Origin of the sequence: Nonomuraea sp. NPDC059023 (genome assembly GCF_042740095.1) — a bacterium.
Classification (GTDB): domain Bacteria; phylum Actinomycetota; class Actinomycetes; order Streptosporangiales; family Streptosporangiaceae; genus Nonomuraea.
The window spans coordinates 94,112-107,194 of record NZ_JBHYIO010000005.1 but is presented as its reverse complement, the minus strand read 5'-3'; the positions used below and the strand labels follow the sequence as shown (position 1 = coordinate 107,194).

The following is a 13,083-nucleotide window of genomic DNA, read 5'->3' as shown; positions in this document are numbered from 1 at the left end:
CGCGCGGCCGTCATTGGTCTTGCCGATCGGGCGGGAATCGCGGCAGGCTGGTGGGCCATGTACTTCCAGCACTCCGCCGCCATGTGGTCGGCCCACCCCGGCCTGGCCGCCGGCGTCGTCCGCGCGGACGGCGTCACCGCCACGGCCGAGGTCGGCGCGCAGGTGGCCAGGTTCAGCGCGATCGCCGCCGAACGGCTGGCCGGCCGTACCGAGTCCGACCTGCCGGAGATCCAGGCCTGGCGGCGGACGTTCGCCGCGATGGGCCTCAAGCCCACCCAGTACCGGTGCGCGTCGGAGGCGTTGCTGCGGCGCTTCAGGAAGGAGGGCGAGCTACCCCGCATCCACCCGCTGATCGACCTGTGCAACGCGATCTCGCTGGCCTTCGCGGTGCCGGTGGCCGCCATCGACCTCGCGCGGGTGACGGGCGACCTGACCGTGCGGCACGCCGCCGGAGACGAGACCTACGAGACGTTCTCCCGTGAGGTGGAGAACCCTGAGCCCGGCGAGGTCGTCTTCGCAGACGCGGCCGGGCGGGCGCACGCGCGGCGGTGGACGAACCGGCAGAGCGGGTATTCGGCGGTGCGGGCCGGGACGTCGTCGGTGCTGATCGTGGCGGAGGCGCTGCACGCCACGGCGGCCACGGACGTCACCAAGCTCGCCCAGACGGTGTCCGACGAGCTGACGGCCATCTGGCACACCACCCCCACCTCGGCCACCCTCACCGCGACCCACCCCCGCTTCCCCCTCACCTGACCCACCCCCGGAGCCGCCTTGATTCCCCGGCCACACGCGCTCCGCTCACCCGGGAAAGCTCTGCCCCGGGCCGCCGCCTTGGTTCCCAGCCCTGCGCGGCTCGCCCCGCCGCCCATCCGGCTTAGGCCGCTTCCGTTCGCCCGGGAGTCCCGGGGCTCTGCCTGCCGGTGAGAGCGTGGCTCACCTCCCAGGGCTCGTCCCGTCCTGCCCGAGGTACGGGGAGTGGGCTAGGAGGGGAGGCGGCCGTGGAAGCGGGGGGTGCCGGTGGCGTGGAGGTCGGTTTCGATGCGGGCCGCCGTCGCGAGCAAGGAAGGCAGGAGGTCGCGCCGGGCCGACTCCGGGGTGGTACGGCTGGCGTGCGTGGAGACGTTGACCGCGGCCACCACCTGGCCGGTCGAGTCGCGGATGGGGGCGGCCAGCGACCGCAGGCCCTCCTCCAGTTCCTGGTCCACCATGGCCCACCCCTGCGCGCGTACCCGATCGAGCTCGGCGCGCAGCTGGATCGGCGAGGTGAGCGTGCGTGAGGTGTGACGCCGCAGCTCCGCCCGGGTGAAGTAGGCGTCGAGCTCGGCGGGGGGCAGCCAGGCCAGCAGGACCCGGCCCATCGAGGTGACGTGCGCGGGGAAGCGGGTGCCGATGTTGATGGTGACCCGCATGATCCGCGAGGTGGCGACCCTGGCCACGTAGACCACGTCCTCCTGGTCGAGCACCGCCACGGACGCGGATTCGTGCACCTCGGCCACCAGCCGTTCCAGGTGCGGCTGCGCGACCTCGGGCAGTGACATGCTCGACAGGTACGCGTACCCCAGCTCCAGGACCCGCGGCGTGAGCGTGAAGAACCGCCCGTCGGTCCGCACGTAGCCGAGGTCGGCCAGCGTCAGCAGGAACCTGCGGGCCGCCGCCCGGGTCAGTCCGGTGGCCCTGGCCACCTCGGCGAGCGTCAGCGCGGGGTGCTCGGAGTCGAACGCGCGGATCACCGACAGGCCTCTGGCCAGCGACTGTACGTGTTCCGGCGCCCGGTTTTCGGAAGTGTCCCTACTTACCATGAAGTAACTATAGAACGTGTTCGCCATCCGTACATTCGTATGGACAGCGAACATCTATCCATTGACGTGACCCCGATCACCGCCTACCGTCACGGAAACGCACACTGTGCGAACGACTGTGCGGCATACGAACATCGAGGCGATGATGCAGACGGTCCGAGACGCCACCTTTGACGTGCTTCGGCGCTATGCCATGACCACCCTTTTCGCCAACCCGGGTTCCAGCGAGGTGTCCCTGCTCACCGGGCTGCCCGACGACCTGGCGTTCGTTCTCGCGTTGCACGAGGGTTCCGTGGTGGGGATGGCGACCGGCCACGCCATCGCCACCGACCGCCCGGCGCTGGCGATCGTCCACACCACCGCCGGGCTCGGCAACGCCGTCGGCGCCCTGGCCACCGCCCGCGTCAACCGCGCGCCGCTGGTCGTGATCGTCGGCCAGCAGGACCGCCGCCACCTGGCGCTGGAGCCGTTCCTGACCGGCCGGCTGGACGGCCTCGCCGGCGACTACCCCGTGTGGCGGGCGATGCCCGCGCGGGCCCAGGACGTGCCGGGAGCGGTGGCCCGCGCGTGGCACGAGGCGCAGACCGCCCGCGGACCCGCCCTGGTGGTGGTGCCCATGGACGACTGGCTCAGCGTCATGCCGCCCGACCAGGTCGTCGCCGCTCCCCGTACGCTGCTGCGGCCCAGCGCGACCGCGCTCGACGCCGCGATCGAACTGGCCGCGCTCCTCAACGAGTCCGCCTCCCCGGTGATCGTCGCCGGCGCCGGCGCCGACCACCCGCGCACCTGGGCCGCCCTGGTCGCCCTGGCCGAACGGCTGGCCTGTCCGGTCTGGCAGGAGTCGTTCGGCGCCAGGGCCGGTTTCCCCCAGCACCACCCGCAGTACGCCGGAGTGCTGCCGTCGGGCCGGGCCCAGCAGCGCACGATCCTGTCGGGCCACGACTTCGTGCTCGCGGTCGGCGCCCCCGTCTTCCGCCACAACCCCTACCAGCCGGGTCACCTCGTCACCCCCGGCACCCGGATCGCGGTGATCACCGACGACCCGTCCGAGGCCCACCGCGCCCCCGCCGACCTGGCCATCCTCGCCTCGCCCGCCACCGTCTGCGAACACCTGCCCACCCACCTCCACCCCCGCCCCACCCCGCACCACCAGGCCGAGCAGGAACCCGCCGAACCGCGCGACACCGCCTTCGAGCCGCCCGCGCCCGTAGACCCGCGACGGGCCATCGGTGGGCACCCTGCCCCAAAGGGCACGGGCGACGGCGGACCCGCACAGAGCGCGGGTGACATCGGGCCTGTGCGGAGCGGGGGCGACGGCGCGCCCGTGCGGAGCGGGGGCGACGTCGGGCCCGCACAGAGCGGTGGCGACGGCGGGTCTATGCAGAGCGGGTCCGTGCTGAGCGGGGGCCGGTGGGCGACGGACGAGTCCGCGGAAGGAGCGTGGGAGCCGCGCTGGGTGGTGCCCGCCCAGCAGAACCGCGCCGACGCGCACGGCCTGGTCGACCCCGGCGTGGGCGAGCCGCTGCGGGCCGCGCACGTCCTGTCGGCCCTGGCGGTACGGCTGGCGCCCGAGACGATCGTGGTCGAGGAGACCCCGTCGTCCAGGCCGGAGCTGCACCGGCTGCTCCCGGCCAGGCGCCCCCTGGGTTTCGTGTCGGCGGCCATGGGCGGCCTGGGCTTCGCGCTGCCCGCCGCGGTGGGGTTGCGCATGGCGCTGCCCGACCGTCCGGTGGTGGCGGTGGTGGGCGACGGGTCGGCGATCTACGGCATCCAGGCACTCTGGAGCGCCGCCCGCTACCGGGTGGGCGCCCTGTTCGTGGTGCTGGCCAACGGCAGGTACGCGGTCATGGACCAACTGGCCGAGGCGGCGGACGCGGGCAAGCCCCCGTGGCCCCCGTTCGAGGAGGTCAGCCTGAGCGGCCTGGCCACCGCGTTCGGCTGCCCGGCCCGCCGCATCACCGGCCACGACGAGCTGCTCGACGTCCTCGACGGCGTCATCCCCAGCCTCCTGGACCGCACCCAGCCACTTCTCCTCGACATCGCCGTAGCCCCCTGACCCCGACTCCCCCCGCAACGTTCAGCAGGAGGCCACCCCATGACCCTGCTCGACCCGTCCACCTGGACGGGACGCCTGTTCGGCGGCACCTGGACGCAAGCCGCCGCCACCGCCCCCGTCACCGAGCCCGCCACCGGCGCCCGCCTCGGCACCATCGGCCTGGCCACCCCGGACGACGTCGCGGCCGCCGCCCGGCGCGGCCGGGCCGTACAGCCGGAATGGGCCCGCACGAACTTCGAGGAACGCGCCGCCGTGCTGCGCCGCGCGGGCCTGGCCTTCGAGCAGCACGCGGCGGAACTCCACGAGTGGATCATGCGCGAGTCCGGCTCCATCCGCGGCAAGGCGGGCTTCGAGACCCACATCGCCGCCCAGGAGTGCCACGAGGCCGCCGCGCTGGCCTCCCGGCCGATCGGCGAGATCCTGCCCACGGCCAAGCGGCGGCTCAGCCTGGCCAGGCGGGTGCCGTCGGGCGTGGTCGGGGTGATCGCGCCGTTCAACGCCCCGCTCATCCTGGCCATCCGCTCCGTCGCGCCCGCCCTGGCCCTGGGCAACGCGGTCGTGCTCAAGCCGGACCCGCGCACCGCCGTGTGCGGCGGCGTCTCGATCGCCCGCGTCTTCGAGGACGCGGGCCTGCCCGAGGGACTGCTGCACGTGCTGCCCGGCGGCCCCGACGTGGGTCAGGCCCTGGTCGCCGACCCGGACGTCAGGGTGATCTCGTTCACCGGCTCCACGGCCGCCGGCAGAAAGGTGGGCGAGGCGGCGGCCCGCCACCTCAAGCGGGCACACCTGGAGCTCGGCGGCAATTCCGCGCTGATCGTGCTGGACGACGCCGACCTCGACCGGGCCGTCTCCGCCGGTGCCTGGGGCTCCTACTTCCACCAGGGTCAGATCTGCATGACCGCCGGCCGTCACCTCGTCCACACGTCCGTCGCCGCCGAGTACGTGGAGAAGCTGGCCGCCAAAGCCGCCGCGCTGCCGGTCGGCGACCCCTTCACCCAGGACGTGGCGCTCGGCCCGCTCATCGACGCCGGCCAGCGCGACAAGGTTCACGCGCTCGTCGGCGCCGGCGGCGAGGTGGTCACCGGCGGCACCTACGACGGCCTGTTCTACCGCCCGACCGTGCTGACCGGCCTCACCCCCGCCAGCCCCGCCTACGCCCAGGAGGTCTTCGGCCCGGTGGCGCCCGTGCTCACCTTCCGCGACGAGGACGAGGCCGTGGCGCTGGCCACCGGCAGCGAGTACGGGCTGTCGCTGTCCATCCTCACCCGCGACGCCATGCGCGGCCTCGACCTGGCCGAGCGCATCCCGACCGGCATCGCGCACGTCAACGACCAGACCGTGGACGACGAGGCAGTCGCCCCGTTCGGCGGCGTGGCCCACTCGGGCACCGGGTCCCGCTTCGGCGGCGCCGCCGCCAACGTCGAGGCGTTCACCGAGACCCGCTGGATCACCGTCCAGGGGCCGATCGAGACCTACCCGTTCTAGGGAGACGGCGTGAAGCGTGTCTTCGGTGTGGACGAGTTCGGCGTCGTCGTGGTGCTCGTCGTGCTCGTGGTGGCCATCGGGCTGTTCCATCCCGCCTTCCTCGACCGCGCGCAGCTCATCGACGTGGTACGGCAGGCCTCCTTCATCGGCGTGCTGGCCTGCGGCATGACGTACCTGCTGGCCATGCGCGAGCTGGACCTCTCGGTCGGATCCACCTACGCGCTCAGCCTCATCGCGGGCAGCATGATGATGCGCTCGGGCGTGAACCCGTGGCTGGCCGCCGTGATGGCCGTGGCCGTGGGCGCCGTGCTCGGCCTGGTCAACGGGGCGCTGTGCAACACGCTCGGCATCCCGTCGATCATCGCGACGCTGGGCACCCTGTCGGTCTTCCGCGGCCTGGCCCTGGCGCTGAGCGAGGGCCGCCAGGTGGCCGGGCTGCCGCGCGAGGACACCTTCTTCACCGTGGTCGGCGGCGACCTGCTGGGGCTGCCCACCTCGATCTGGGTGCTGGCGGCGGTGGCGATAGCGCTGACCGTGGTCTTCAAGGCCACGCCGTTCGGCTACCGGGTGCGCGCGATCGGCTCGAACCCCGACGCCGCGCGTTTCTCCGGCATCTCGATCCCGCGCGTCCGCCTCCAGGTGCTGGTGCTGTCCGGCGCACTGGCCGGGGTGGCGGGCGTGCTGACGCTGGGCTTCTTCGCCTCCGGCCAGCCGACCATCGGCCAGGGCTACGAGCTGCAGGCCATCGCCGCCGCGATCATCGGCGGCACCCCGCTGCGCGGCGGTTCCGGCACGGTCTGGGGCTCCGTCCTCGGCACCGTGATCCTCGGGACGGTCGCCAGCGGCCTCGTGTACTTCGGCGTCCCCATCAACTGGAGCCTGTTCGCCACGGGCATCGTCATCCTCCTCGCCGTCGCGCTCGACGCCCTGTTGCGCCGCCGCGGCTCCGCCAGCTCTAGGGAGTCCCTGTGAGGAACTCTGTGAATCGCGCCCTGATCGCCGCCGTCCTCGTCCTGACCGCCGCCTGCTCCGGCGGCGGCCCCACCTCCTCCGGCGCCCCGAAGATCGGGTTCTCGCTGGCCACCACCGACGCCGACTTCGCGCAGGAGATGGCGGCCGGCGGGCAGTTCGGCGCCGACGCGGTCGGCGGCGTCGAGCTGCAGATCAGCGCACCCAACTCGGTGGACCCGCCGGCCCAGGTCAAGCTCTTCGGCGACCTCGGCCGCACCGCGCCCGACGGCATCGCGATCGAGGACCTGGCGCCGGAGTTGTTCGTCCGGCCGCTGGCCGACCTGGCGGCGCGCAAGATCCGGCTGGTCGGCGTGGACACCGTGCCCGCCCCCGGCAGCAACGTCGGCCTCTACGTCGGCAACGACAACCGGGGCGCGGGCAAGCAGCTCGCGCTCGAAGCCATCAAGCTCCTGCCGCCGGACGCCTCCGGCGAGGTGGTGCTCGGCACGCCGAACCCGGGCGTACCCGTGCTGGACGAGCGGGCCAACGGCATGAAGGAGGCCTTCGCCGAGAAGCTGCCCGGGGTGAAGGTGCTCGGCCCCTTCGAGACCAAGAACGACCCGGCGGCCAACTTCGAGATCTGGAACGGGCTGGTCAAGGCCCATCCGAAGGCGCTGGCCTTCCTCGGCACCGGGGACCAGGACGCGTACAACCTGGCCAAGGCCAAGCAGACCGCCGGGGGTTCGTACCTGGTGGCCGCCTTCGACCTCGACCCCAAGACGCTGGCCGCGGTCAAGGACGGCACCAGCTTCGCCGCCATGTCCCCCGAGCACTACTTCAAGGGATACGTCGCGATCCGCATGCTGGCCGAGGCCGCCAAGGCGGGCAAGCCGCTGCCCGAGGGCTGGGTCGACCCCGGCCACCTGCTCGTCACCAAGGCCAACGTCGACGAGATCACCGCCAGACAGGCCTCCGACCAGGCCAAGCGGGAGTGGCTGAAGAGCCGCGCCGACGAGTTCTTCAGCGGCATCCAGGGCAGGCTGCGGCCGATGAGCGAGGCGAAATAGCCCATGTACCTCGCCTCGGGCATCGGCAAGCGTTTCGGCGGCGTGCGCGCCCTCGACGGCGCCCGCATCGAGCTGCGCCCCGGCAGCGTCCACGCCCTCCTCGGCGAGAACGGCGCCGGCAAGTCCACCCTGGTCAAGATCCTGGCCGGCGCCCTCCCGCCCGACGAGGGCGAGCTCCTGCTGAACGGCGCGCCCGTGCGCTTCTCCACCACCCGCGACGCGGTACGGCGGGGCGTCGCCGTCGTCTCCCAGGAGCCCAGCCTCTTCCCCGACATGGACGTGCTGGCCAACCTGTTCCCCGCCTGCGACCTGCGCCGCGGCGGCCTCCTGCTGGACAGGAAGGCCATGGCGCGCAAGGCCGGACCCGTCCTGGACGAGCTGGAGCTCACCCGCCCGCCCACCACCCGGGTCGGCGAGCTCACCCTCGCCGAACGCCAGCTCGTCGAGATCGCGCGGGCGCTGCTGGAGGACCCCGCGGTGCTCATCCTCGACGAGCCCACCTCGGCACTCCAGGCCGACGCCGCCGCCCGGCTGCTGCGCATCCTCGCCGCGCTGCGCTCGCGGCAGGTCGCCGTCGCCTACGTCTCGCACGTGCTGGAGGAGGTGGTACGCCTGTGCGACGAGGTCACGGTCCTGCGTGACGGCCGCAACGCGCTGAGCGCCGTCCCGATGGCCGAGCTGACGCTCGAGAAGATCGTGCGCGCCATGGTCGGCGAGCGTCCCACGGCCCCCGCCGTCCGTCCCACCCGCCCAGCGGCCGCCGGTACGGCCGGCCTCCGCCTGCGCGGCGTCCACGTGCCCGGCCACCTCGACGGCGTCGACCTGGAGGCGAGGCAGGGCGAGATCGTCGGCCTGGCCGGCATCGCGGGCGCCGGCCAGACGGCGGTCCTGGAGGTCGTCTGCGGCCTGCGCACCCCTTCGGCCGGCACGCTCGCCTACCCGGGAGGCGGCCCGCGCCCGCGCGGCCTGCGCCAGGCCGTCAAGGCGGGCGTCGCCGTCGTGCCCAGCGACCGCAAGCGCCTCGGCCTCATGCTGGACAAACCGCTCTGGGAGAACATCGCCCAGGTGCGGACCGTCGCGCTGGGCCGTACCGGGACGTGGGTGCGCGCGAAGGACCTGCGCGAGCGCGCGGCCGCGGCCACCGCGCGGCTGCGGATCCGGGCGAGCGGCCCCGGCCAGCTCGCCGGCCGGCTGTCCGGCGGCAACCAGCAGAAGGTCGTCTTCGCCAAGTGGCTGGAGGCGGCGCCCGGCGTCGTCCTGCTCGACGACCCCACACGCGGCGTCGACGTCGCGGCGAAGGCCGAGATGCACGCCATCGTGCGGGAACTGGCCGCGGAGGGCCGGGTCGTGCTGCTCACCTCCACCGACCCGGCCGAGCTGGCCGAGGTCTGCGACCGGGTGCTGGTCTTCCGCAAAGGTCGCGTCGCCGCCGAACTGGCCGGCGAGCGGCTCACCGACCACGAGATCCTCCACCTCGCCCATGGAGCCAACAGTGAGTGATCGTCTCGCCGGACGTACCGCGGTGGTGACCGGCTCGGCCGGCGGGCTCGGCCGGGAGTTCGCCGCCGCCCTCGCCGCGGCCGGGGCGCGGGTCGCCGGGTTCGACGTCGCCGCCCAGAGCGCGACCGCCCGGCGGATCGGCGCCGCGTTCCTGCCCGTCACCGTCGACGTGACCGAACCGTCGCAGGTCACGCGGGCCATGGCGCTGGTCGCCGCCGAGGCGGGCGGGCCGCACATCGTGGTCAACAACGCCGGCGTCTACCCGCCCATCCCGTTCGAGAAGACGACGCTGGACGACCTGCGGCGGATCCTCCGGGTCAACGTCGAAGGGCCGTTCACGGTGACGCAGGCGGCGCTGCCGTACCTGCGCGAGGCCGGGTGGGGGCGCGTCGTCAGCATCGCCTCCGGCGCCGTCTTCGTCGGCCCGCCCGACCTCGTCGCCTACACCGCCTCCAAGGCCGCGCTCATCGGCATGACCCGCTCGCTCGCCACCCTGCTCGGCCCAGAGAACATCACCGCCAACGTCATCGCCCCCGGCCTGACCAGGACCGAGACCGCCGCGCGCAGCACCGGGGCGGACGGCGGGTTCGAGCGGGTGGCGGCCACGCAGCGGGTGCCGCGGGTCGCTGAGCCGGGCGACCTGGTGTCGACGCTGCTGTACGTGTGCGATCCGGCCAGCGGGTTCCTCACCGGGCAGACACTCAACGTCGACGGAGGGGCGGCCTTCCTGTGAGCGTCTTCGACCGGCTCGTGCCGGGATCGGCTGACATCGGGGTCACCGAGTACGCCGCCAGGATCGAACCGCCCGGTCTCGCCGCCGCGCTGGCGGCACTGGAGCGCGCCGACCTCGCGGGACAGGTGGGCAGTCCCGCCTTCGACCTGGCGCGGGCGGTCGCGGTCGAGGCCTACTACGGGGACTACGCCGCCCCCGGGCACACCGGGCCCACCGGGCACGAGGCGATCGGGTTCCTGCCGCCGCAGGGGGCGCGGCTGCGTAAGGACTGGGACTTCCTGGACGAGCGGCGGGAGCCGTACCGGGGAGACGACACGGCGGATGTGATCGTCGTCGGGTCAGGCGCGGGCGGCGGGCTGATCGCGGCCGAACTCGGCCGCGCCGGGCTGGACGTGCTGGTGCTTGAGGCCGGTGAGCTGCGCGGCGCGGCCGACCACACCCGCTTCGAGCTGCGCGCCAACCACCGGCTGTGGTGGCCCACGCGCTTCGCCGACGTCGAGGGCGAGCGCCCCCTCGCCCTCCTGTCCGGGCGCTGCGTCGGCGGCACCACCGTGATCAACACCAAGGTCGCGCTGCGGGCGCCCGCGAGCGAGCTGCCGTTCGACCTGACGCCCTACTACGAGCGGGTGGAGGCCGCGCTCGGCGTGCGGGTCCGCGCCGACTGGCCGCCCAGCGTCCACCGGGTACGGCCCGGCTTCCTGGCACTCGGCACCGACCTGACCCCGGTCGAGTCCTACACCGACTACAACTGCAGCCGATGCGGCTCCTGCCTGCAGGGCTGCCCGACCAACGCCGGCCGCAACACCCTCAACACGTGGCTCGCCCCCGCCCTGGCCCGCGGCGAGATCCGCCTGGCCACCGGCGCCGAGGTGGACCGGGTCCTCATCGAGAACGGCAAGGTCACCGGCGTCGCGCACGCGGGCGGCGTGGCCCGCGCGCCCGTCGTCGTCCTGGCCGCCGGGGCGCTCAACACCCCGCAGATCCTCCGGCGCAGCCCCGGCTTCCCCGGCCTGCCCGGCACGCTCGGCCTGCATCCCGCCCGGCTCGTCTACGGCCTGTTCGACGAGCCGCAGGACTGCCACATGGTCTACCCGATCACCGCGCACTGCCTCGACTACCAGGAGGACTTCGTCGTCGAGGGCACCACCATCCAGGACCCGGTGGCCTTCGCCATGAGCCTGGTGGACGCCTCCGGCCTGCCAATGTGGGGCGAGCCGCTGGCCGAGACCGTGCGCGCGTACCGCCATTGGGCCGGGCTGCTCGTCATGGCCAACGACCTCAACACCGCCACGGCCGAGCCCGGCGACGTCTTCCGCAAACGCTTCGCCCCCGTGGAACGCCGCCGCCTGGCCGACGGCCTGGCCTTCGCGGTCGAGGTACTGGCCGCCGCCGGGGCCAGGCGCGTGGTGTGGACCGGCCTGACCACCTCGCACGTCCAGGGCAGCGTCCCCATGGGCGGCGCCGTCGACCTCGACGGCGCCGCGATCGGCGTCTCCGGCCTGTACGTCGGCGACGCCTCCCTGATCCCCGTCTCCCTGTCGGTCAACCCGTCGCTCACCGTCATGGCCCTGGCCACCAAAGTCGCCGACGCCATCCGCTCCGCCCGATAATCAGCACATGACGCCCACTCCGACGCTGCCGATCGTCATCGCGGTCATCGCGATCGTCCTGGCCTTCCTGGTCACCTCGCCGCTGCTGATCGCCGGCCTGTGCGTGCTCGGCCTGGTCTGCCTGGCCTGGTGGTTCATCCTCGACCGCCGCAACCGCCGAGGCTAACCGCGCGACCTCGCCCGGCGGGCCAGCCCCGCTCCGGCCCCGGCCAGCATGACCAGCCCCGCGAGCACCACGACCCGCCCATCCGGCCCGGCCGCACCACCACCACCCGTCTCCGCTCCACCGACAGGCGTCTTCACCTCATCCACCGGCTCCTCGTCCACGGGCTCCTCGGTCTCCGTGATCTCCGTGGTCTCGGTATCTGCGGGGGCCGTCCCTTCCACGGCGAGCGGGTACCCCGGGCCTCTCTCGCTCTCTGGAGCCTTACACCTGATCGCCGGAGCTGTGTTCGTGGTGCCGAAGTTTATGGCGGCCGGGCGCACCAAGCCGCGCCCCGTCTCGCTGGGCGTCGTCTTCAGCTCGACGACGCTCTCGGGTAACGGGAGAGGCTCCCCGGCGGCGATCTCGGGCAGCGTCGCCACCCCGGTAGCGGAGGTCAGTTTGTCGATCTTGCTGATGCCCGCGTAGAGATACAGCTTGAGCCCGGGTATGGGTGCGATCAGCTCGCCGCCCCCCACATACGAGCCACGCCAGCCGATCGTCATCTGCTCGCCCACCTTCGCGGTGGGCGGGACGGTCAGCTCCACGTTCACCCGGATCTCCTGGGCCTGTCCGGTCGCGGTCGTGGTGCACGTGTACGCCATCTCCCCGGCGCTCTCACCGCCCATCGGGACGCCGGACGAGACGGCCAGCAGGACGACGGCGGGGACGAGCAGGTGGACGCGCATGGTGGCCCCCTCGGGATGGGTGGGACAGAAGAGAGGACGGGGGAGAGGCGGGTTTGGTTGGCATGGGGAGAAAACCCGTGGTGGGGCGGGCAGGGGCGCTGATAACGTCGCGATGTCCGTGAAGGTGAATCAACCGGGCCCCCGAGCCCCAGGAAGCAGTGATGTATGCCCCGGTCCGCGCCGAGCGCGCCTACCGTGTCTCGGGCTTTCATGCTGTCCCGGGGCTGCCGCATCGCATGCTGAGCTAGGCGGCTCGGCGCTTCCTTGCTGTCGTTCCACGTGGTTTCTCGGCAAGGAGCACCTCCAACGTGTCCGAATACTTTTCCTGTCCGGGGTGCGGGGTCACCTCGGACGACCGGCGTCATCACTGTCCCGAATGCCTGACGGCCGTACACGAGACCGACGGGGGCCGCATGGCGCCCATCGCGGTCGCCGTGCCGTCCGAAGGCGACTGGGTGGTCGTGCACCGGTGCGAGCTGTGTGGTCAGCTCGTCTCGTCGCCCGCGCGCGGCGATGACAACGTCCTCATCCTCATGCGGATGGCCGTACGCCCGCTGGCGTCGCCGCCGTTCCCGTTCGAGCTGTTCGGGAGGCTGTGATGCGCGGGCGGGTCAGGAGGCCGCAGCGGCGTAAGGAGCCGCGGGCGGCGACCTTCCGGTGCGCCTCGTGCCGGATGGACGTGTCCATGCACGCGCCGGGCACGGCGCACCGCAACCACTGCCCGTCCTGCCTCGGCAGCCTGCACCTCGACCGGCGGGTGCCGGGCGACCGTGCCGCCGGGTGCGGCGGGCGGATGGAGGCGCTGGGCGTGACCGTACGCGACGACGGCGAGTGGCTACTGATCCACGAATGCCGCCGGTGCGGCGTGCTCAGCGCCAACCGGATCGCGGGCGACGACAACGCGCTGGCTCTCCTGCGGCTGGCCATGCGGCCGCTGTCGGGGAGCCGGCTGAGCATCTGAGCGGGCCGCTACGCCCGGGGCGGAACCGCT

Annotated in this window: 13 protein-coding genes; 11 read left to right on the top strand and 2 right to left on the bottom strand. The window is 73.2% G+C overall.

Annotated features, from left to right (window positions below; all coding sequences use genetic code 11):
- Window positions 1-57: 57 nt before the first annotated feature.
- The gene (locus ACFWYW_RS10590; protein WP_379619560.1) at window positions 58-753 is read left to right on the top strand and encodes a B3/4 domain-containing protein; all 696 of its coding nucleotides are present in this window, start codon (window positions 58-60) and stop codon (window positions 751-753) included.
- A 227-nt stretch (window positions 754-980) separates the two neighbouring features.
- On the opposite strand, the gene ACFWYW_RS10585 is transcribed toward ACFWYW_RS10590, so the two are convergent.
- Window positions 981-1,799: an IclR family transcriptional regulator gene (locus tag ACFWYW_RS10585; protein ID WP_184973876.1), complete on the bottom strand. Its 819-nt coding sequence runs from the start codon at window positions 1,797-1,799 to the stop codon at window positions 981-983.
- Between the two features lie 142 nt (window positions 1,800-1,941).
- Here ACFWYW_RS10585 and ACFWYW_RS10580 point away from each other — a divergent pair, with 142 nt between their 5' ends.
- From ACFWYW_RS10580 to ACFWYW_RS10545, 8 genes are read left to right on the top strand one after another with little or no spacing between them, the layout of a single operon-like run.
- Window positions 1,942-3,855: a thiamine pyrophosphate-dependent enzyme gene (locus ACFWYW_RS10580; protein ID WP_379619557.1), complete on the top strand. Its 1,914-nt coding sequence runs from the start codon at window positions 1,942-1,944 to the stop codon at window positions 3,853-3,855.
- A 39-nt stretch (window positions 3,856-3,894) separates the two neighbouring features.
- On the top strand, window positions 3,895-5,340 hold the full coding sequence (locus tag ACFWYW_RS10575; RefSeq protein WP_379619555.1) for a benzaldehyde dehydrogenase: 1,446 nt from the start codon (window positions 3,895-3,897) through the stop codon (window positions 5,338-5,340).
- Window positions 5,341-5,349: 9 nt separating this feature from the next.
- Window positions 5,350-6,312 (top strand): ABC transporter permease, encoded by a 963-nt coding sequence (locus tag ACFWYW_RS10570; protein WP_379619553.1) that lies wholly within the window; start codon window positions 5,350-5,352, stop codon window positions 6,310-6,312.
- Window positions 6,309-7,358, top strand: coding sequence for a sugar ABC transporter substrate-binding protein (locus tag ACFWYW_RS10565; RefSeq protein ID WP_379619551.1), 1,050 nt, complete (start codon window positions 6,309-6,311; stop codon window positions 7,356-7,358). Before ACFWYW_RS10570 ends, ACFWYW_RS10565 begins: the two co-directional genes overlap by 4 nt.
- 3 nt (window positions 7,359-7,361) lie before the next feature.
- On the top strand, window positions 7,362-8,858 hold the full coding sequence (locus ACFWYW_RS10560; protein WP_379619549.1) for a sugar ABC transporter ATP-binding protein: 1,497 nt from the start codon (window positions 7,362-7,364) through the stop codon (window positions 8,856-8,858).
- Complete coding sequence (locus ACFWYW_RS10555) at window positions 8,851-9,591, top strand: SDR family NAD(P)-dependent oxidoreductase (protein ID WP_379619547.1); 741 nt, start codon at window positions 8,851-8,853, stop codon at window positions 9,589-9,591. The genes ACFWYW_RS10560 and ACFWYW_RS10555 overlap by 8 nt, the downstream gene beginning before the upstream one ends.
- Window positions 9,588-11,201, top strand: coding sequence for a GMC family oxidoreductase N-terminal domain-containing protein (locus ACFWYW_RS10550; protein WP_379619545.1), 1,614 nt, complete (start codon window positions 9,588-9,590; stop codon window positions 11,199-11,201). Before ACFWYW_RS10555 ends, ACFWYW_RS10550 begins: the two co-directional genes overlap by 4 nt.
- 7 nt (window positions 11,202-11,208) lie before the next feature.
- Entirely contained in the window at window positions 11,209-11,367 is a 159-nt protein-coding gene (locus ACFWYW_RS10545) for a hypothetical protein (RefSeq protein WP_379619543.1), read from the top strand.
- Here the strand turns inward: ACFWYW_RS10545 and ACFWYW_RS10540 are convergent.
- On the bottom strand, window positions 11,364-12,092 hold the full coding sequence (locus tag ACFWYW_RS10540; protein WP_379619541.1) for a hypothetical protein: 729 nt from the start codon (window positions 12,090-12,092) through the stop codon (window positions 11,364-11,366). The two genes, ACFWYW_RS10545 and ACFWYW_RS10540, sit on opposite strands and share 4 nt — an antisense overlap.
- A 308-nt stretch (window positions 12,093-12,400) precedes the next feature.
- On the opposite strand from ACFWYW_RS10540, the gene ACFWYW_RS10535 reads away from it, so the two are divergent.
- Complete coding sequence (locus ACFWYW_RS10535) at window positions 12,401-12,691, top strand: RNHCP domain-containing protein (RefSeq protein ID WP_379619539.1); 291 nt, start codon at window positions 12,401-12,403, stop codon at window positions 12,689-12,691.
- Complete coding sequence (locus ACFWYW_RS10530; RefSeq protein ID WP_379619537.1) at window positions 12,691-13,053, top strand: RNHCP domain-containing protein; 363 nt, start codon at window positions 12,691-12,693, stop codon at window positions 13,051-13,053. Before ACFWYW_RS10535 ends, ACFWYW_RS10530 begins: the two co-directional genes overlap by 1 nt.
- Window positions 13,054-13,083 lie beyond the last annotated feature (30 nt).

Bases quoted from the DNA above. Each gene is read 5' to 3' on its own strand.
- ACFWYW_RS10530 (WP_379619537.1), top strand. From the start codon at position 12,691: ATGCGCGGGCGGGTCAGGAGGCCGCAGCGGCGTAAGGAGCCGCGGGCG.
- ACFWYW_RS10540 (WP_379619541.1), bottom strand. From the start codon at position 12,092: ATGCGCGTCCACCTGCTCGTCCCCGCCGTCGTCCTGCTGGCCGTCTCG.
- ACFWYW_RS10560 (WP_379619549.1), top strand. From the start codon at position 7,362: ATGTACCTCGCCTCGGGCATCGGCAAGCGTTTCGGCGGCGTGCGCGCC.
- ACFWYW_RS10585 (WP_184973876.1), bottom strand. From the start codon at position 1,799: ATGGTAAGTAGGGACACTTCCGAAAACCGGGCGCCGGAACACGTACAG.
- ACFWYW_RS10545 (WP_379619543.1), top strand. From the start codon at position 11,209: ATGACGCCCACTCCGACGCTGCCGATCGTCATCGCGGTCATCGCGATC.
- ACFWYW_RS10580 (WP_379619557.1), top strand. From the start codon at position 1,942: ATGATGCAGACGGTCCGAGACGCCACCTTTGACGTGCTTCGGCGCTAT.
- ACFWYW_RS10590 (WP_379619560.1), top strand. From the start codon at position 58: ATGTACTTCCAGCACTCCGCCGCCATGTGGTCGGCCCACCCCGGCCTG.
- ACFWYW_RS10575 (WP_379619555.1), top strand. From the start codon at position 3,895: ATGACCCTGCTCGACCCGTCCACCTGGACGGGACGCCTGTTCGGCGGC.